Raw genomic sequence first — 16,887 nt, 5'->3', positions numbered from 1 at the left:
CTATCGGGGGGCGAACCCAACTGAACGGAGATCCAAGGTGAGGCGCATTTTCAACCAGGGAGCGACCCTGACACCCTCAACGAACGCGGATCAGATGACGCAGTCTGCAAGTTATGCTTCCCATATGCCGTCAGCGCGAATTGTGCGGTCCAGGTCGCGCGCCGGTGAGTCCGGAAATTGGCATGAATTTACGTCCAGCAAGGAGAGCAATGCGCCGGGCGGCTGGGTGTCGGACGGCTACAGGACCAGCCATTGCGCGCCCGGCTACGGCCTACATTACAACAAAACGCACAGTTCCGGCTATTATGGCGCGCTTTGGGGGAACATCGAAAAGCCCCTGATCCTCGACGTTCTTCGCCCCTTGAGCGGAGCGAGCCGAAACTGCCTCGATTTCGCATGCGGAACAGGTCGCATCGCCGAGGTAGCCGCCGGCCTCTTCAGCGAGGTGGTTGGCGCCGACGTTTCCAGAACTATGCTCGACAGCGCTCAAGTACCGCCCAATGTGAGTTTGCGTCACGTCGACGTGACAAGGGAGCAGTTGGGTATGACGTTCGATGTGGTAACCGCATTTCGTTTTTTCCTGAACGCAGAGGATGAACTGAAATGGCATGCACTGAAAGCGATCAATGAGCACCTGAAAGATGGCGGGCGGCTTGTGTGCAACGTTCACATGAATGCGACGTCGCCCGTCGGCCTGGCGTGCCGGCTGCTCAATCGAGTGTCTGGACGCACAATTCGCCACACGCTGAGCGCAGCGAGGTTCAAGGCCCTCCTGACTGCCTCGGGATTCACCGTCGAGCAGACGATACCGTACGGTTACCTGCCTCGGCCGGGAAACCTGTTGCCAGGGTTCTGTGAAATGATGATGCAGCCTGTCGAGAAGGCCTGCAGAAGGCTTTGCGTTCCTGGCCAGCTGGCGCAACACTTCCTGGTTGTTGCGAGGAAGCGCTAAATCCCGAGAAAGCCCCGAAAACGGCAGGCAGCGGTTTTCTTGGGGTGGCTCGCCCGGCATGAAACCCCGTCTAAATACGGTGGAACGGCAGTTTTCCCCCGATTTAATATGTGGGTTCCGGGTTTCTCGGGTCAGCGCCACGATTTTGCTACATTTTGACTAAAGTCCAATCATGTTAGTGGGGCGTAATATTAGAAGGCTAAGGGGATACGCTCCTGAACAGCAAGAGAATGTCCGTGCCCAGTGGGGCCAGTGAGCTTGCGCAACGATCTCTCACGGGAGGTCGAAACCCATGAACCCTGGTGGAAGGAGTTCGTCGGATCTGCGAGGCGCAATGCTTGGGACCGTGCCTGGCCTGGTAGGCGTCGGCGTCTTCTCGGCAGTCATAAACCTTCTCGCCCTGACCGGCTCGGTCTATATGCTGCAAATTTACGATCGCGTTTTACCTTCGCAGAGCGTTCCGACGCTTGTCGGGTTCACCATCGGAATGCTGGGTCTTTACGCTGTCTACGGGCTGCTGGATTTCGTGCGGCTGCGCCTGCTGGTTCGAGTGGGCAATCGTGTCCATAGGAATTTGAAGCAGAGGGTGTTCGGCCTCTCGCTGTCCTTGCCGCTCTTTGGCGGGCAGGATGCGAACCGGATACAGCCCCTCCGTGATCTCGATCAGCTACGCGGCTTCCTTTCCGGAATGGGGCCGACTGTCATCTTCGACGCGCCGTGGATTCCATTTTACCTGCTGATCATCTATTTCCTGCATCCCGCGCTCGGTGTGTTGTCCACAAGCGGTGCGATCATTGTCGTGCTGCTCACGGTCATGGCGGAAGTTCTTGGCCGCACATCGGTGACACGCGCGTCCGAGACGCTGGTGTCGCAGCGCAATCTCGCCGAATCCGGACGCCGCAACGCGGAGGTCGTACGCGCGATGGGCCTTTCCGCACGGCTTGCCCACCGCTGGGGCGAGATCAATAACGCATATCTGAGGCACCAAGAGAAGCTTTCCGACGTCGTCGGCGCCACCGGGGCACTCTCTAGGGCACTGCGTTTGGCCTTGCAGTCCTGCGTTCTTGGACTGGGTGCCTACCTGGTGATAGGAGGCGAAGCCTCGCCAGGCGTGATCATCGCATCCTCCATCTTGCTGGGCCGCTCATTGGCTCCTGTTGACGCCGCTATCGCGAACTGGCGAGGCTTCGCCGCGTTCCGGCAAAGCTATTCGCAACTGGCAACGGCCCTGGCCGCTTTTCCTGACCGGGACGAACATATGGAACTTCCGCGCCCCCAAGCGGAGCTTGCGGTCGAGGACCTGACTATAGCGCCACCGGGCCAGCAAAAACCGACGGTAGCCAATGTCAGCTTCCGCCTGGCTGCAGGGACGGGAATGGCCGTTGTCGGCCCGAGCGGTTCTGGCAAAAGCACGCTTGTGCGCGCGCTGGTGGGCGTCTGGCAGCCACTTCGCGGCACGGTGAGGCTGGACGACGCCTCGCTTGACCAATGGGATCAAGAACGTCTTGGCGCACATATTGGCTACCTGCCCCAGGACGTCGAACTGTTTGATGGAACGGTTGCCGATAACATTTCGCGATTTGGCGGGAAGGGCGACGCCAAGGGCGTGCTTGCAGCTGCCAAGGCAGCGGGCGTCGACAAAATGATCCTGCGATTGCCGAACGGTTTTCAAACACGCATGGGCGAGGGAGGAACAGCCTTGTCGGCTGGACAGCGGCAACTCGTAGGGCTTGCCAGGGCACTTTACGGCGATCCGTTTCTCGTCGTTCTGGACGAGCCGAATTCAAATCTGGACGTCGATGGCGATACCGCCTTGGCCGGCGCGATCCTGGCAGTGCGCAGACGTGGAGGCATCGTCATCGTAGTTGCGCACCGTCCTTCTGCCCTTACCAACATCGACAGGGTACTCGTAATGTCCAATGGGATGCTTCACGCCTTCGGCTCACGCGAGGAGGTCCTGGCCAACGTCATCCGCCCCTTTGCTGCGCCTGTTGAACGCCCGGCAGCGGCCGTCGCGATGCACAAAGGGGTGAGCGGTCATGCATGAGGGATATTTTTTTGTCTGAGGCGACGATGGCTCCATCGGCCCCGATCGGCAATGGGAGCCGGCGCAACGCGATGATTTCGGGCACGCGCGATGGAATCAGGGCCAACCTGATCCTGGGGGCGGCGGTCACGGTTACGTTAATTGCCGGCGGCGGGCTCTGGCTCGGTCTGACCAAGATTGCTGGCGCGGTAATTGCGCCTGCGACCGTGGTGGTCGAGAGCAACATAAAGAAGGTCCAGCATCTGACGGGCGGCACGATAGGGGGCATCTTCGCGCAAGATGGGGATCATGTACGGGCCGGCGATGTGATGGCACGGTTGGACGACACACTGACACGGGCCAATCTGCAGATAATTAGCAAGGATCTTGATCGGGCAACGGTTCGGCTTGTGCGGCTGGAGGCAGAGCGGCAAGGCCTGTCGGAGATGCAGCTTCCGTTCAGCCTTCAAGCGCGAATGGGCGAGCCGGAGCTGGCTGCGCTGGTGAACGGCGAGCGCACGCTGTTCGACAGCCGCGCTACGGCCCTCAACGGGCAGAAGGCACAGTTGCAAAGCCGCTCAAAGCAACTCGAACGCCAAGTTGAGGGCCTCAAGGCGCAACAGACCGCGGAAGAACAATCCGTGGTCCTGCTGGATGGCGATCTTGTCGATGTACAGGCGCTTTTTACAAAGAAGCTGGTGTCCAAAGAGCGACTTAGCAACATCAGACTGGATGCCACCCGGGCGCACGGAGAATCAGGGCGCCTCGCGGCGGCGGTTGCCGAGGCGCAGGCCAGGATCAGCGAGACCGAACTGCAGATACTTCAGCTCGATGAACAAAGGCGTAGTGACGTAACGAGCGAACTTCGTGAAACGGAAGCCAAGCAGACCGAACTCAGCGAGCGCAAGGTTGTGGCGCAGGACGAACTGGCCAAAACCACCATCCGCGCTCCGCAATCGGGAACGGTACAGGAATCTTCCATTCACACGATCGGCGGCGTGATTGCCGCGGGCGAAGTTCTGATGATGATCGTCCCTGACACCGGCAACCTTGTGGTCGACGCGCTGATTGCGCCGTCGCGCATAGATGACGTTCGTCCAGGTCAGCGGGTCTCGATCCGGTTTCCGGCTTTCGACGCCGGTACCACGCCTGCCTGCCAAGGGTCTGTCAGGCGCATCTCGGCGGACCTGATAAAAGATCAACAGCGCCAGCTTTCTTATTTCTCGGCGCGCATCAATGTCGAAGACAAGTCCACATGTCTGACCGATGCCAAAGTGCTCAAACCCGGTATGCCAGCGGAGGTTCACATAAGTACGGACGAACACAGCGTCTGGTCTTATCTGCTGAAGCCACTTACCGACCAGATGTCGAGGGCTTTCCGGCAATGACATGGCGGCTGTGGGCGGTCGACCGCGGGCACACTGCAGGCGTGCTTGCTGACATACTGGCTGGTAGGCGACGTGATGCCGGACAGGGGTGACGCCGGCGGACGACGCGCGAGCTCGTCTGGGACATTGTCCCGGCTACAAGGCCCCAACAGGATTTTCCTGGCCGCCTCACCAAGTCCTGCTCCGACAACAGCGTTAGCGTCCTGTCATCTTTTGCGCAACAAAGAGCGCATACCGTTCCACGATCATCGACAGGGGCAATTGCCTCACGAGGAGAGGTTCTTTGCCCCTACGACGCGGCGAGGGCCCTCCGGCGGACACGGCGTGCGGCATGCACCGTTCGGTCTGCAGTCACCGCTACATTTGCCACGTCAGATGTATGCGGCAAGGCGTTCGCGCTTCCATGCGACCTCTTGTAGGGCAGCAATTCCCTGACCCGAGCATTGACCGAGGCAATTTCGACCCGCAAGTCCTCACATTCCTGCCGTCTCACATCGAGTTCAATCTGATCGGACGCCTGCTGCGTGGACAGTTGCGCAAAATCTGCGGTGATCTTGGAAAGGTTCACCTTGTTGGTTTCGGCCTCCTCAGCGAGTGCGGCCAACCTTTCGTCAGTCACCTGTTTTTCCGCCAGGGCGTCGCTCCATTGTAGCTGGAGCCTGGCGATCTCGGCCGCGGCCTCGTTGTTTGCGATTGAGGCGAGTTCGAAGCGCGATTGGAGGCTTTGAACTTCTGAGCGCAATCCTCGGTTCTCAGCCTGGCAGCGTTTAAGCTCGCCATCCATGTCCGCCTGCATAATCCTGGCTGCTTCGGTCACCTCCCATAACTTGGCCTGCGCAACCTCGAGTGAGGTGTGCAATTTGATTGCCTCTTTTTCGCTCTTGCCGAGCGCACTCAGCATTTCGGAATTTCGCGCAGCTTCGTTGGCATGGATCGTCGAGAAGGCATCCAGCCTATGCCGTGCCTCTTCCTCCCGCTTCATGGCCTTTTCCAGGTCAATAGACAGGCTCACATTTTTTTCACGCAGCTGTTTGTTCTCTCGGGAGCGCCTGTCGGCCTCGACATTTGCGGCGGCAAGCATGTTCGTGAGGTCGCCAAATTCCGCTTCGTTCTTTGTGGTGGTGTTCGCCGCTTCGACCAGCTCCAGCCTTGCCGCGGCCAACGCGCCACGGAGCACTTCACACTCCTGAACAAGGCTTGCCTGGCGCTGCTGCAATGTCTCGATGGTGCCTTGACGCTCACAGTACCGTCTGTTCAGGTCATTGAGTGTTTCCGACAAGTTCCTTTGATCTGCGATCAGATTTTGATTCGCCAGCTCCAGTTCGTTCGCACGGAGAATGTCCGCGTGAAGGATGTGAAAAAACTCGAACGTCAGTTGACATGTGCCTGTAATTTCGGAAATTTTTGCGTTGATGTCCTCGAAATGGAGCTTGGCATCGTGGAACAAGCCGTTAAACGAGCTCACGGCAGCAATTCGGCTCTGCGTGTGTGAGGTCAGCCGATGCGCTGGTATCGGCGAGCTATCATCGTCGTCGCCGGCACCGCCCTCACTCCGTACGCTGTCATCCTGTTCGTTGTTGTCGCCTGCCATGTTTGGCACGTCGGCGACATCCTCCAAATCGAGGCACTGGTCGACAGCGTTAGCCAAGTCAGCTTCGAGATCGTCGAACGACCTCTCCACATTGTCCTCGGCGCGTCTGATCAAATCCCTGAACTTCATGACTTCATCCCCTGCAGCCGCATGCCCGGAACCATTGAGGCACGAGGACTGAGATGCTTTTGTATCGAGAGCTCAACTCAGCGTCTTCGTTCAATCAAACGATGCCAGGGCGCCGGCGCCGCGAGGAGCCGAGAGCTGCGATTGGAAGGCCCTACATCGGTCTAGGTGCCTGCTGACTTATTCTTGAGGACTGCGCGGCTCCCCTTCTTGCCAACGTCTTGGCGTCAATGGTGTGTTGCCTGGGCACATTAACGCTCAGGTGCAGAAGCCCCGACGAACGGCCCGGCACAGCCTCTTGTGGGGCGCATCAGGCGGCCGGGCCTAACCGGCGGTTGAGTGTTTTGGTTTGCCGGCTGACTCACCATGCGACATTGGCGAGGCAAGCGCATCATTCGAACGAATTGGGGACCGGCCGCCTGGCCGCTCAATCACACTAAGCTTCCGTTGCCGGAGCTGGCAACGAGGTGCTTTGCCTCGAGCCTTGGTATCTACATACGAAGCGGCAATACGCGCCGATGGAGCAGTGGTCCGACCCGTCAAACTATCGCTGCAAAATGCGCGGCGGAAGGCATCCGAGGATATTCTCCGTTCAGCGGTAGGAGATCGAACGCGGGCGATCTTGCTGAATTCCCCAAACAATCCCGGCGGATATGTGTTCGGCAAGGAGGATCATTGCCATATTTGCCGAGCGGCACAATCTATGGATCATCAGCGATGAGGTTTACCGCAGCACAGTGTTCGACGGCGAGTTCCTCTCAATAGCATTCCCGGAATGAGAGAGCGGACGATAATTGTGAACAGCCTCTCGAAGTCTCATGCAATGACCGGCTGGAGGCTAGCGTGGACGCTTGGGCCGGTCTCGGCATCAGTTCATCTGGAAAATCTTGCGCAATGCATGCTCTTCGGATCGCCGACCTGTATTCAGGATGCCGCTGCGGTGACTCTCGATGAGGCGGTGACGCAGAGATGCGTTTCTTTTCGGACGCCCTTCTGCCGTTGATGTTGACCATTGCTGTGCGGATGTTCGCCGGGATATGCGTGAACCTTATCGTCCGCTGCGGCGCTCAATTTGCTTGGGGTTCTTGGAACCGTTCCGAACTTTCTCCTTGCGCCTCCGATCGAGTTGCGCGTGCTCATGCGGGGCGCTGAGGTGTCTCGATCCGCAGTGGCGCGGCCATTATGCGACGAAGCCGATCAGCTTAGTTGAAATTTGTCCCCAGCGGACGGGAACGACGCTTGGCCATGTTAGTTGATGTGAATGGAGCAGCTAAGAAAAGATCTGGCATTGCTTACGCGACCGGGCTTCTGGATAGCTTTCGGCATTTTGTTGCTGCTTTACGGGATTCAGGTCTTTTTTCTAATTCGGGCATGCCAATGCCTTTAGCCTGGAACATCGATCCCCCTAGCTGGAACGCGGTCTGTCCATCTCCCGGCGGCTGCGGCGATAGCGTTGATCAACGATATATTCATTTATAAGCCTGCTATTCCCGGGGATGCCGAGGTTGGCAGCGCCTGCATCGTTGATTACGCACGTGGCGCTCCCCTCAAGATAGGTGGTTACCATTCTCGCGCTGCCGGTGAGCATTGGAGTCCGCACTGTGTTGGACGTGCGCTCATGCGTCGGGAAATTTCTTATAGACAGGGGAGGGTCTGTCAGGCTGGAAAATCACAAGCTGCCCCGCGAATGAGGAAGCAAAAAAGGTGCAAGACCAGATCGATTTCTTCCGGGCAACTCGGTCCTCGCATCATCGCCGATCAGCGGCCGTACCGTCGAGAACCAAAATGCGCACGATCTCAGCCGGTCGGCTTCGGCCAAAACATGCGGACTACCGGACGGGGACAGTCGGTGCCGCGTCCCGTCCTGTGGCCGGCGCTATGCTGACGCTCCTACGGTATCCCGTTCACCGCCCGCGGCAGGAGGGCGAATTTCCTCCGTCCTGCGCGGGACAACCGTCCACTGTTGCGGCCGCACGCAGGACTGCGGCTTATACGCCGTTCTTCCTTTGAGCGGCGTCCAGTTCGCAGGGCTAAATCACCATTGGTATGCAGACGAGCCTCTCGGCGTCTGGACAGAGATCAATTGCGCTTTGCACCAGGGTTCCTGGATCGTAAGCTCCAAACATGCTGCAGTCGCCTGATATGGTCCACTACGTTGGCCGGCTCATACGGCTTCGCAAGGTGCGGGCCTTCCTGACAAAGGTCGCCCGCCGCGATCGCAGTTCGTTCTACTGCGGCAGAAAGCACTATTTTGACCTCGGGCTTGTTCTCGCGAACCCACTTCGACAGTTGGAACCCGTTCATGTTGCCCGGCAGGTCAACGTCACACAAGACGGTGTCCACACCGAACTCCGCATAGTTCAACGCTTGTTGCGCCTCACGTGCGAAATGGGCCTCAATCACCCTGTAGCCACAGTGGCGGAGATAGTCCGCGATGACGCATCGGGCGATGACGTCGCCGTCAACCACGAGGATCGTTTGGCTCTGTTGGTTCGGGGCTTCCATTGACGGAGAACGGTCAGCAACCGGCAGGGTTCCACGCATCATGACCTGCGCGGGATGCCGACCGAAGATCGCGGCGAGATCCTGCACGAAATGATCCCTGCCGGCGGGCGCATTCAATTCAGCGGAGCGATGCCGCACTGGTGACGCCGTTTGCCACCTGGTCGACGAGACGGGCTAGAAGGCATGGTCTCGAAGCTCAAGGGCAGTCCATATCGCAGCGGCAAACGAGCGCTTGGCGCAAGATCAAGTGCTTTGAGGAAAAGGAAATGCAAATCATCGGTGCACAGCGCGAGCGCGGCAAAGCTACCCAGGTGATCATGGCTGAAAAGGGCCTCTACAAAGGCGGCGCACTCGTCAACTTCAATGCCGATGAGCGGCAAGCGCTTGGGGATCGTGTCCAGGGCAAGGTTGGCGGCCCGGTCCCGAAGGGACATAAAAAGGAAAAGGCCGAGTGGCTGAAGCCCGGACTGGTTGGCTGGGTCGAGACCCTCAAAGGCGAAGAGAAGCTGCGGCACGCAAGGCTGCTGGATTTCCGGGAGGATGATGCAAATGGCCATGCCTAAGAAAGATCAGGAACGCGCCACCTACGCCTGGATGTACGGCGCCCAAGCGCGCAAGGATGGCAAGGAGCGTGAGGTGCCAGCTTACTGGCAGGAACATGCCGACGCGTGGCTGCAGGGCTTTGACGGTGTGGCGATGGACGGTTTTGGCAAGACCAAAACCGTCAACAACGAGATGGAGGCCGAGGTCGACGAAGCTGCCGTCGAGCGCCCCGACGAATAGCCATTTTGCCGTATGCCGTATGGTCGTTTTTAATTGGAGAAGGGTTTCGTTGGGCCTATAAAGATTGCGTTTACCATTGCCTTTTTAGGGAGAATGCGATGGTTGCAACGCCCATAGAAATCGCTCAAGCCGCTACTGCGACTACGGCCACCTTGCTGAAGTGGCAGAAGTCCATGGAGGAACGCGCCACGTTTCGCCAGAACATGGATCAATCGCGCAGGGCGATTCAAGCCTCACGCGATCTGCTGAAGCGCCTTCGTCAACGTCATCGCGACGACATGGCGGAAAGTTCGGAAAATGCCAACCCGTCTACTGTGCCGATATCGCAACGCGCCGGCAGCTAGCGGGAGGCGACCAGAGCCGATGTGATGGGTAAAGTTTCACTGGCCGTTCCTTGGGTGGGCAGGCAAGTTAAACTTTGTCAACGAGCGGCCTTTTTCGCGCTCGCGGAAGCGCCACGTGGCTTTCGACCAGGCGCACGTGCTCGGCGTCGACAGTCACCAATGGCCGGAGGCTGACGGTTACCTTGTCCCCGTCGATGCGTGTGACAGGGCCGATCAATTCCATATGCTGGCCAATTACAGCCTTCGAAGTCGAATCGACAACAGAATGCGGGAAGTCGTAGGAGGGGATCGTCACGCTTATGCGATCGGGCGTCACGCGGCCGCGCACAATCGCCGTGACTGCGACCTCGTCGCCAACTTTGATAGTTCCCCGAGCCATGCCCAAGACTTTGGAGCAGCCGGCGCCGGCGTCAAGATGAGGGGGAGCTAATAAAACCCCTCCGCGCCGCGATTGTGACGCGGGGCGATCCGATCGCCGCCAGCGACTTAGCAGACCAATTGACGACAGCGGCCGAGAAGCCTGGCATCCCTGCCGACCAAATCAACGGCGAAATCGAAAGCGTCTTCGAACTGTGAGAGAGGGCCGGGGCTGTGGCCGGCTGGCTTGCGGTTAATATCGACCACAAGCTGAATGGACGAGGCGACGAGGTCATCAGCCTTGCTGGTTCCGACGTCGACGTGCTTGTGATCCCCACGGATGAAGAGAGAGCCGTGGGGATCCAGCTGCTATCTGTGCGCCCTCAAGCTTTGTCGCTCGTGCCCTGAGCGCCGAACTTGATGCTACTCGCGCGGCGGGTGTCTCGACCTGTCAGGAGTTCGGCGGCAGCAGCATGGTCCGATAGCCGGCCATCAAGGCGATCAAGGTTGCTGCAACCAGCGGCAACCAGAACTTGGTCGGTCCGGCAAATACTGCCAGCGATGCGCGGCGATGCCGTCAGCACCGTCAGGAACCAGACCTCCCACGGGTTGAAACCGCCCATGGGTCAATCGTCCGGTTTGGCAACAAGGGCCAAGATGATCGCTGCCGCAGCCGTGCGGCAAGACATTTGCGGCGGTGTTCCTCCGACAACGACTTGTTTCAGCTAGTTGTGGAGGTGCGACAATTGAAATCCGGGCTGGCGTTCGACGCCGGATAACAGCGATTCCGCCGATCGGAACATGTCCTCGAATTCCAACTCGTTTTCAAACACCACGCCGCCGACGCTGATGGTCAGCGTGTCCGCGGTTCCTTTTGGCGCGAAATAGGCTTGGGCCACGCGCGCCCGGATACGGTCGCCGATCTCCCTGGCGTCGTCTTCTGTCGCACCGGGCAGAAAGACCCCGAACATGGAGGTTCCGATCCGGCCCACCAGATCTTCCTTGCGTACCGATGACTGGATGGTCGAGGCTATGAGCCGCAAGGCTTCGTCACCCCAGCCAAGGCCGAAGCGCAGATTGATGGACCTGATGTGTTCGGGATGAATGACCAGGAAGGCGCCAGATCTTGGACCAGACGATTCCGGCCTGGTTGCTCTCCTTTCGACCATCGACGTGAAGACTGTCCGGTTGAGGCAGCCTGTCAGGCTGTCAAAGGTCGCCGACTTGTTGAGTTCTCTTCGATAACGGACGAGCTCGGTCCGCTGCAGGCCAATGAACAGCAAAAGCGGGCCACCGACGATGACCGGCAACAGGATCGCTGTGACCATGCTGCGGCCGAACGGCGTCAAGGCTTCCGAGAACAGAAGCAGATAATTTAGGCCAACCGAGAGGAGCAGAATTCCCGCCGATCCCAGGGCAGTCAGCCATGCGATATCTTTCCATTGCCGGGGCGAGCTATTCGCCATTGGTGTCATCATTAGCCAATCTCCCGCCTGATCGGCTGTCATAAGGCCAAGGTGCTGCACTTTCAGTTTCGAGGAAACATACAATTTTAGTAATGGCGCAATCACCTACCATCGGCCCGAAACCAGGCTTTCAAAAGCAAGGCTACGGCGGTAAAAGCGACGACACCGAATTATCGGCTATTGCGGCGGGCCGAATATCCCCATCTGCGCGTCTCTGGCCACTGCCTCCGCCTTGCCGTAGATGCCACTCGCCAGGGCCGTCGCCCAGCCATTGGAAACAAGCCACGCGCCGACATCCTGCTTGCCCAAGCTGCACGGTGCTCCAATGGCAAAACGATCGATTTCCGGCGGCACGACGCATTTCAGCGCCCGGCCGCGCAGCCAGGAATTGAACGTCGCGCGCGCACGCTGGCCGCAAGGCCAGGCGATGCCACGAAAGGAACAGGTCTCATCCAGGTCAATGCCTTGGATCCCGCTGATGGCTACCTTGCGCCCCATCGATTCGAAGGTTGCCGACGAGGTGGCAACCGGTTGGTACAGCAGGACCTCTTTCCAATCCTTTGGCATCCGCATCCCTGCAGGCGAAGCCAGACCAAGGTCGCTGAGCGGCAGGCGCGGCTCGACCCGTTCGATTTGCGCCGGATCAAGCTGTGGCGGCGCGATAAGGTCCTGAGCAATCTTGCGTGCCCGTCCTCGCCATGGCGTATTGGCGACGGTCGCAGTTGGTCGCAGTGGCTGGCTATCGTCGATGGATTGACGCGACGCTGGTATCGGCCGATCGATGGGAAGCAGATCGGCGGCCCGCATGATCAACAAGACCCCGGCCAGGAGGAGCAGGCTTCCGAGCGCTATCAAGCGATTGTGCCTCAGCCAGCCCATCAACTCAAGCAAGGTTCCTTGCCCCTCAATACCCCGATGTCGATTTGGCGACCAGCTTGAGTGCGCCTTTTCGAACCTGGTAGAAGGGCATGGATCGCTCACTGGAGCCATCCGCCCGAAACCGGAACAGGCCGGTCGATCCGCGAAATCCGTTCCGATTTTCGAGCACCTGCTTGCTGAAGCCGTCAGGCCCGGCCGAACTTGCAATTCCTGCTGTCAGGGCGACCATATCATAGGCGTAGGCGACATTGGCGTCGGCTGGATAATTGTAGGTCGTCTTGAAGCGGTCGGCGATCGGGCCGGTTTCGGTTGGGTCGAGCGTGGCGATGTAGGAGCCTTCAAACAGCGGCTCCATCGGATGTTCCAGCCAGCGGTTGGTTCCAACGACGGCAATTGCTTTTCCAGGAATGCCTTTCGTTTTGAGCGCCGCAAGGATCTGCGCCGGATTGTCGTCGCCGCTGGCGATGATGATGGCATCGGGAGCCTCGACCAGCGAGCCCATATCATTGACCACTTTGGTGCCGCCATCGCCGGCCGGATACGGAATGGTGACGGCGAGCGTCGCGCCATAGATGCTGAGGCTGTTGGCGACCCGCTTTTCAACCGCGCCGGCATTCGCTCCTGCCGCAACGAGCAACACGAACTTCTTGCTGCCTTTGGCCGCCAGGCCGGCTGCGCCCGCGGCCGCGCTGTCGGCCTCGTTGAGGCGCACCGCATAGACGCCCGGGCCGCCGGCGAAATTGTCGGCCAGCGCCAGCACCGGCGGCCGCTTCGATCCCGACAGCTTGGCTATGTGCTGCGCGGCCGCGAGTTCGACCGGGCCGATGACGATCTTGGTTCCAGTGGTGATTGCCTTCACAGCCAATTCGCTGGCGTGCGCGCTGTCGCCCTTGGTGTCCTCGACCGTAACCGTGAGCAGTGCGCTGCCAAGGTCGGCCATTGCCAGCTTGGTCGCATCGAGCATCTTCCGGCCGTTTTCGCCGGCGTTGCCCGGGGCCGACAAAGGCAGCAGCATCGTGACCTTCGTCGATCCCGTGCCGAGCGATTGCGTCGCCTGGGCGGGACCGGCAACGGCGCCGGTGACCGGCGCTCCAGGTGCGGCGATCGCCGCCTGGTCGAGCGCGTCCGAGACGCTGCCTTTCGACTGGCAGCCCGACACTATGCCCGCGAACGCAAAGACGATCGCCCACGTCCACGAACCGTGTCGCTGCCGGCCAGAATCCATGATGCCTCCCTCATATCCCGCCGGGTATTTGTCCCGGTCTCATCCGTTCATCTTACGGCAGACTTGCCTCGCCGTCTTTGCAATTGCTGGATTATGGCTCAGCCGTCGAAAAGTCTTGCCCGGAGCGCCTTGATCATTCTGGCTTGCCCGGCGCTTCGATAGTCCGTGCATTTCATGTATCGCGGGCCCGGCACGAACAGCCGGCGCACACAAATCCGCCTCGCCGGGGCAGGGGCACCATCGTCTCCTGCTGTCGGGAATGCGGAGAATCCGAACGTCGCCACCGGCAATGGCCCGGCCACCGCAAAACCTTCTCTCGCCAGGATTGCACGCGCACGCCGGCAGTAGCGGACCGAAAGTTCGGAGAACCGGGTTTCACCGTGCCCGGCACGATACTTCATGACGGTGGTGCAGAGATCGCCTGCGGCAAGGCTGTTTGCCTGCGCCAGATATCTGACGCCGAGCGCGATGTTGGTCGCCGGCGCGCCAAGCTCGTCGAGCGAGCCGCGAAAGCCGAGCATTCGCGCCGTTCCCGGCATCACCTGCATCAACCCGACCTCACCATCGGCGCCGCGCACATCGGGATCGAATTCGCTTTCGATCTCCATTACCGCGTGCGCCAGCACCGGTTCCAAGCCGTAGAGCGATGCCTGGCATGTCGCAAACGCCTTGAATGTCGCGCGCGTCCATTCGGAGGCGGCGTCGCAGCGAACCGGCCGCCTCAAGCCGAACGGTGCTTGCTGCTCGAGGGCAGGTCGTTCCAGCCAGTTGGCACGGCCTTCAGGGGCAAAAACGGCCAGTGCGATCGCTCCGGCAATCGCTCTCGACAATCTTCCACGGGCGATCATCGTCAGCCTGTCGGCGCGACTTGATCCCTTTCGGTCAGTTCATGTACTCGACCATGCGGTCGTGGAAGCACTCGCACTTGTTGAGCGTGTCCTCGTCCTTGTAGTTCGTCTTGAGGTAGCCATAGGCCATGCCGCAGGCGACCTTGGCTTCCGACGCCCAGACGAAGGCGGGGCGGGACGAATTGATCCATTCCGAGCTGTTGGCGACGGCCACCGACTCGTCCATCAGCTTGACCACCTGGACCTTGAGATCGACGATGTTGTCGTTCAACACCAGGTTCGATGTGCCGACGGTCCGGCAATAGTCGGCCACCGGCCCTTCGATGATGTCGGCGGCGAAGCCAGTCGATCCAGCCAACAGCAGCGCCGCGGCCGAAGCCAGCAATCTTGCACAACGCTTCATTTAAGTCCCTCTCCAAACTGCGGTTTTATGTTTCGCTAATATGTAGCATGAGAGTACGGCCACGCATAAGTGCTAAATCGTGGCCGTGTGCTGTTGATGTTGTGTGTCGTCGTAGAGGATGTTGATCGTGCCGGTGGCAGGCGCATTCTGCAGAACGGCGACATCCACGAAGTTGGCCGCGTTGCCCGAGCCGCTGGTATCGACGCTCACGGTGCTGGTCGCGGTGTCGTAATGCACATAGTCGGCCATGTTGCCGGCCGGCGCCTTGTCGAACAACGCGCTCAAGTCGATCTTGTCCCCTTCACCGGCATGGTAGTCGGCGATCAGATCCTTGATGTTTAGATTGTCGATCTTGAACGTGTCGGCTCCCGAAGTGCCGGCGATGGCGGCCGTGCTTCCGGAGCTAGCGTTATCGTAGTTGCCGAAGCCGATGTCGCCGACCGCGGCTATCTGACCGTCGGCGGTCGTGAAGGTGGCTTCGCCATAGGTCAAGACCGAGCCGTCCGCCGAAACCGAGTGCTGATTGTTGCTATCGAGGCCGATCTCGACGATACCCAAGGCGGCCAGAGATTTGAACTCGCCCGAATCCGACACGCCGTTGCCGTTGGCATCTTGCCAGACACCAAATTGCGCAAAGTCGTGGTCGGCGGCAGTCAGCTTGCCATCATGATTTGTGTCATAGAGCTGCTCGAGCGCGGCAAGGTCGGTCGCAGCGCCGGCGGCATGTTGGGTGAACACGATCTCCGAACCGTTGTTCACCTTGCCGTCGCCATTGAGATCGATCGCCAGGATACCGTCATGCGTATCGACCCAGGCGGTTTTCGAAGCGACGCCATCGCCGTTATAGTCGAACGAAACGGTGGAGTGCGTCAGATCGGTGGTGTGGATTCCATCATGGTTGAGGTCGAGTACGACCGGAGCGGCAATGGCAAAAGGTATCAGTCCGGCCGCCACGTGGACAGTGAAATTCGCCGTCGTTGTTGTGTCCCCGTCGCCATCCGTGAGTTGCAACGCGACCGGAATTGTATGGTCGACCGTGGTGCTCGTGACCCCGACATCCGTCAGGTTCAGCTTGGTCTTGCCCGACGACTCATAGGCGTCGACCCATGCGATCTGCGTTCCGGCAGGCGATGTGATCGTCAGCAACGTCGCACCGACCGCCGGAGTGAAGGAAGCCGTGGTTCCGTTGGTGTAGTGGGCGACGAACTCGATCTTGTCGCCGGCGGTAACCGCATCGAACGAAAACTTGGCATAGCTAACAGTCGCGAGGGTGATGGCCGGAGCCGTATAGCCGCCCGGGCCGTCATAGTCGTCCGGCGTCCCGAAATCGAAACGCATGAACTCGCCTCCGTCGAAATTGTTGTTGCCGAGGCCCCAACCTGCTGACGAACCGTTGACGTTGCTTGTTTGTGTCAACGATGGCATGCCGCCGGCCAGCCATGCCGTCTCGTGTGGTGAGGTGAAGGAGCCGCCGGCATCCGTTGGCGCCCATCCGGTCACCATCACGACATTCTGACCGCCCGCCGTCACCACGATGGAATTGCTGGGGCCGGAGCCGAAGGCGCCGCTCGATGCAACGGAGACATTACTGACAGTGCCGTCCAAAGGTGCCAAAAGGTCGAACGTGTACTGCCCCGACGTACCGGCATTCGGATTAACGGTGATGGTAAAGACCGCCGTGTCGCCTGCATCATGGCTTCCGTTGTTGTTGTTGTCGGCATAGGCGGTCAACACGCTGCCGGACTGCTCCGTGATGAGGTTGTGGCCGGCCGAAGTGATGCCTGTTGTGTTGGCAGTGATCGTCATGGTGGCCCCGGCGCCGTCGGCGCCGGCGACGAAGTGGAGTGTTCCAACGGCCGGCGTTTGCGACGTATCGGTGCTTGCCTGCTGGCTTTGCACGGTTCCCAATGTCGGCACGTCATCGACGATGTTGACGGACAGCGTGCCTGTGGCGTTCTGGCCGTCCTGGTCGGTGAGCGAGACGGCAAGGTTCT

The 16,887-nt window shown here is 59.7% G+C and carries 17 protein-coding genes; 8 read left to right on the top strand and 9 right to left on the bottom strand.

What is annotated here, in order from left to right; genetic code table 11:
- Positions 1–37 precede the first annotated feature (37 nt).
- The 3 genes from NKI96_RS30965 to NKI96_RS30955 all read left to right on the top strand — a co-directional run bounded on the left by NKI96_RS30965 (position 38) and on the right by NKI96_RS30955 (position 4,366).
- Positions 38–952: a class I SAM-dependent methyltransferase gene (locus NKI96_RS30965; RefSeq protein ID WP_352807623.1), complete on the top strand. Its 915-nt coding sequence runs from the start codon at positions 38–40 to the stop codon at positions 950–952.
- A gap of 334 nt (positions 953–1,286) precedes the next feature.
- Positions 1,287–2,999, top strand: a complete 1,713-nt coding sequence (locus NKI96_RS30960; RefSeq protein WP_023689787.1) for a type I secretion system permease/ATPase — start codon at positions 1,287–1,289, stop codon at positions 2,997–2,999.
- Positions 3,000–3,070: 71 nt separating this feature from the next.
- Positions 3,071–4,366, top strand: a complete 1,296-nt coding sequence (locus tag NKI96_RS30955; protein WP_352807637.1) for an HlyD family type I secretion periplasmic adaptor subunit — start codon at positions 3,071–3,073, stop codon at positions 4,364–4,366.
- A gap of 289 nt (positions 4,367–4,655) precedes the next feature.
- Here NKI96_RS30955 and NKI96_RS30950 read toward each other — a convergent pair whose 3' ends face one another.
- On the bottom strand, positions 4,656–6,086 hold the full coding sequence (locus NKI96_RS30950; protein ID WP_352807621.1) for a coiled-coil domain-containing protein: 1,431 nt from the start codon (positions 6,084–6,086) through the stop codon (positions 4,656–4,658).
- Between the two features lie 772 nt (positions 6,087–6,858).
- Between NKI96_RS30950 and NKI96_RS30945 the strand changes: the two genes are divergently transcribed.
- On the top strand, positions 6,859–7,086 hold the full coding sequence (locus NKI96_RS30945; RefSeq protein ID WP_084779679.1) for an aminotransferase class I/II-fold pyridoxal phosphate-dependent enzyme: 228 nt from the start codon (positions 6,859–6,861) through the stop codon (positions 7,084–7,086).
- A 1,076-nt stretch (positions 7,087–8,162) separates the two neighbouring features.
- Here NKI96_RS30945 and NKI96_RS30940 read toward each other — a convergent pair.
- Entirely contained in the window at positions 8,163–8,675 is a 513-nt protein-coding gene (locus tag NKI96_RS30940) for a response regulator (protein ID WP_245275108.1), read from the bottom strand.
- A gap of 53 nt (positions 8,676–8,728) precedes the next feature.
- Here NKI96_RS30940 and NKI96_RS30935 point away from each other — a divergent pair, with 53 nt between their 5' ends.
- From NKI96_RS30935 to NKI96_RS30925, 3 genes are all read left to right on the top strand, one after another.
- Positions 8,729–9,151: a hypothetical protein gene (locus NKI96_RS30935; protein WP_245275107.1), complete on the top strand. Its 423-nt coding sequence runs from the start codon at positions 8,729–8,731 to the stop codon at positions 9,149–9,151.
- Positions 9,138–9,371 carry a hypothetical protein gene (locus NKI96_RS30930; RefSeq protein WP_023670915.1) on the top strand — a complete coding sequence of 78 codons (234 nt, stop codon included), beginning with the start codon at positions 9,138–9,140 and terminating at the stop codon, positions 9,369–9,371. Before NKI96_RS30935 ends, NKI96_RS30930 begins: the two co-directional genes overlap by 14 nt.
- Before the next feature lie 98 nt (positions 9,372–9,469).
- The gene (locus NKI96_RS30925; protein WP_023670916.1) at positions 9,470–9,715 is read left to right on the top strand and encodes a hypothetical protein; all 246 of its coding nucleotides are present in this window, start codon (positions 9,470–9,472) and stop codon (positions 9,713–9,715) included.
- Positions 9,716–10,455: 740 nt separating this feature from the next.
- Here the strand turns inward: NKI96_RS30925 and NKI96_RS30920 are convergent.
- The 7 genes from NKI96_RS30920 to NKI96_RS30890 form a co-directional block, all read right to left on the bottom strand.
- Positions 10,456–10,695, bottom strand: coding sequence for a hypothetical protein (locus NKI96_RS30920; protein ID WP_352807639.1), 240 nt, complete (start codon positions 10,693–10,695; stop codon positions 10,456–10,458).
- A 102-nt stretch (positions 10,696–10,797) separates the two neighbouring features.
- Complete coding sequence (locus NKI96_RS30915; RefSeq protein WP_023729554.1) at positions 10,798–11,550, bottom strand: GGDEF domain-containing protein; 753 nt, start codon at positions 11,548–11,550, stop codon at positions 10,798–10,800.
- Between the two features lie 165 nt (positions 11,551–11,715).
- Positions 11,716–12,429, bottom strand: coding sequence for a thermonuclease family protein (locus NKI96_RS30910; RefSeq protein ID WP_352807618.1), 714 nt, complete (start codon positions 12,427–12,429; stop codon positions 11,716–11,718).
- Between the two features lie 13 nt (positions 12,430–12,442).
- Entirely contained in the window at positions 12,443–13,642 is a 1,200-nt protein-coding gene (locus NKI96_RS30905; RefSeq protein WP_352807616.1) for an ABC transporter substrate-binding protein, read from the bottom strand.
- A 98-nt stretch (positions 13,643–13,740) separates the two neighbouring features.
- Positions 13,741–14,490, bottom strand: coding sequence for a lytic transglycosylase domain-containing protein (locus tag NKI96_RS30900; RefSeq protein ID WP_352807614.1), 750 nt, complete (start codon positions 14,488–14,490; stop codon positions 13,741–13,743).
- Positions 14,491–14,524: 34 nt separating this feature from the next.
- Positions 14,525–14,893, bottom strand: coding sequence for a hypothetical protein (locus NKI96_RS30895; RefSeq protein ID WP_023733230.1), 369 nt, complete (start codon positions 14,891–14,893; stop codon positions 14,525–14,527).
- A gap of 72 nt (positions 14,894–14,965) precedes the next feature.
- Positions 14,966–16,699 (bottom strand): SPM autocatalytic domain-containing protein, encoded by a 1,734-nt coding sequence (locus tag NKI96_RS30890; RefSeq protein WP_352807612.1) that lies wholly within the window; start codon positions 16,697–16,699, stop codon positions 14,966–14,968.
- Between NKI96_RS30890 and NKI96_RS30885 the strand changes: the two genes are divergently transcribed.
- The coding region (locus NKI96_RS30885; protein ID WP_352807610.1) for a hypothetical protein at positions 16,698–16,887 on the top strand (190 nt) is incomplete at its 3' end. The two genes, NKI96_RS30890 and NKI96_RS30885, sit on opposite strands and share 2 nt — an antisense overlap.

The sequence above is a fragment of the Mesorhizobium sp. M0292 genome (genome assembly GCF_040321695.1).
GTDB lineage: Bacteria > Pseudomonadota > Alphaproteobacteria > Rhizobiales > Rhizobiaceae > Mesorhizobium.
The sequence above is the reverse complement of the archived record's forward strand: the minus strand, read 5'-3'. Positions and strand labels throughout refer to the sequence as shown.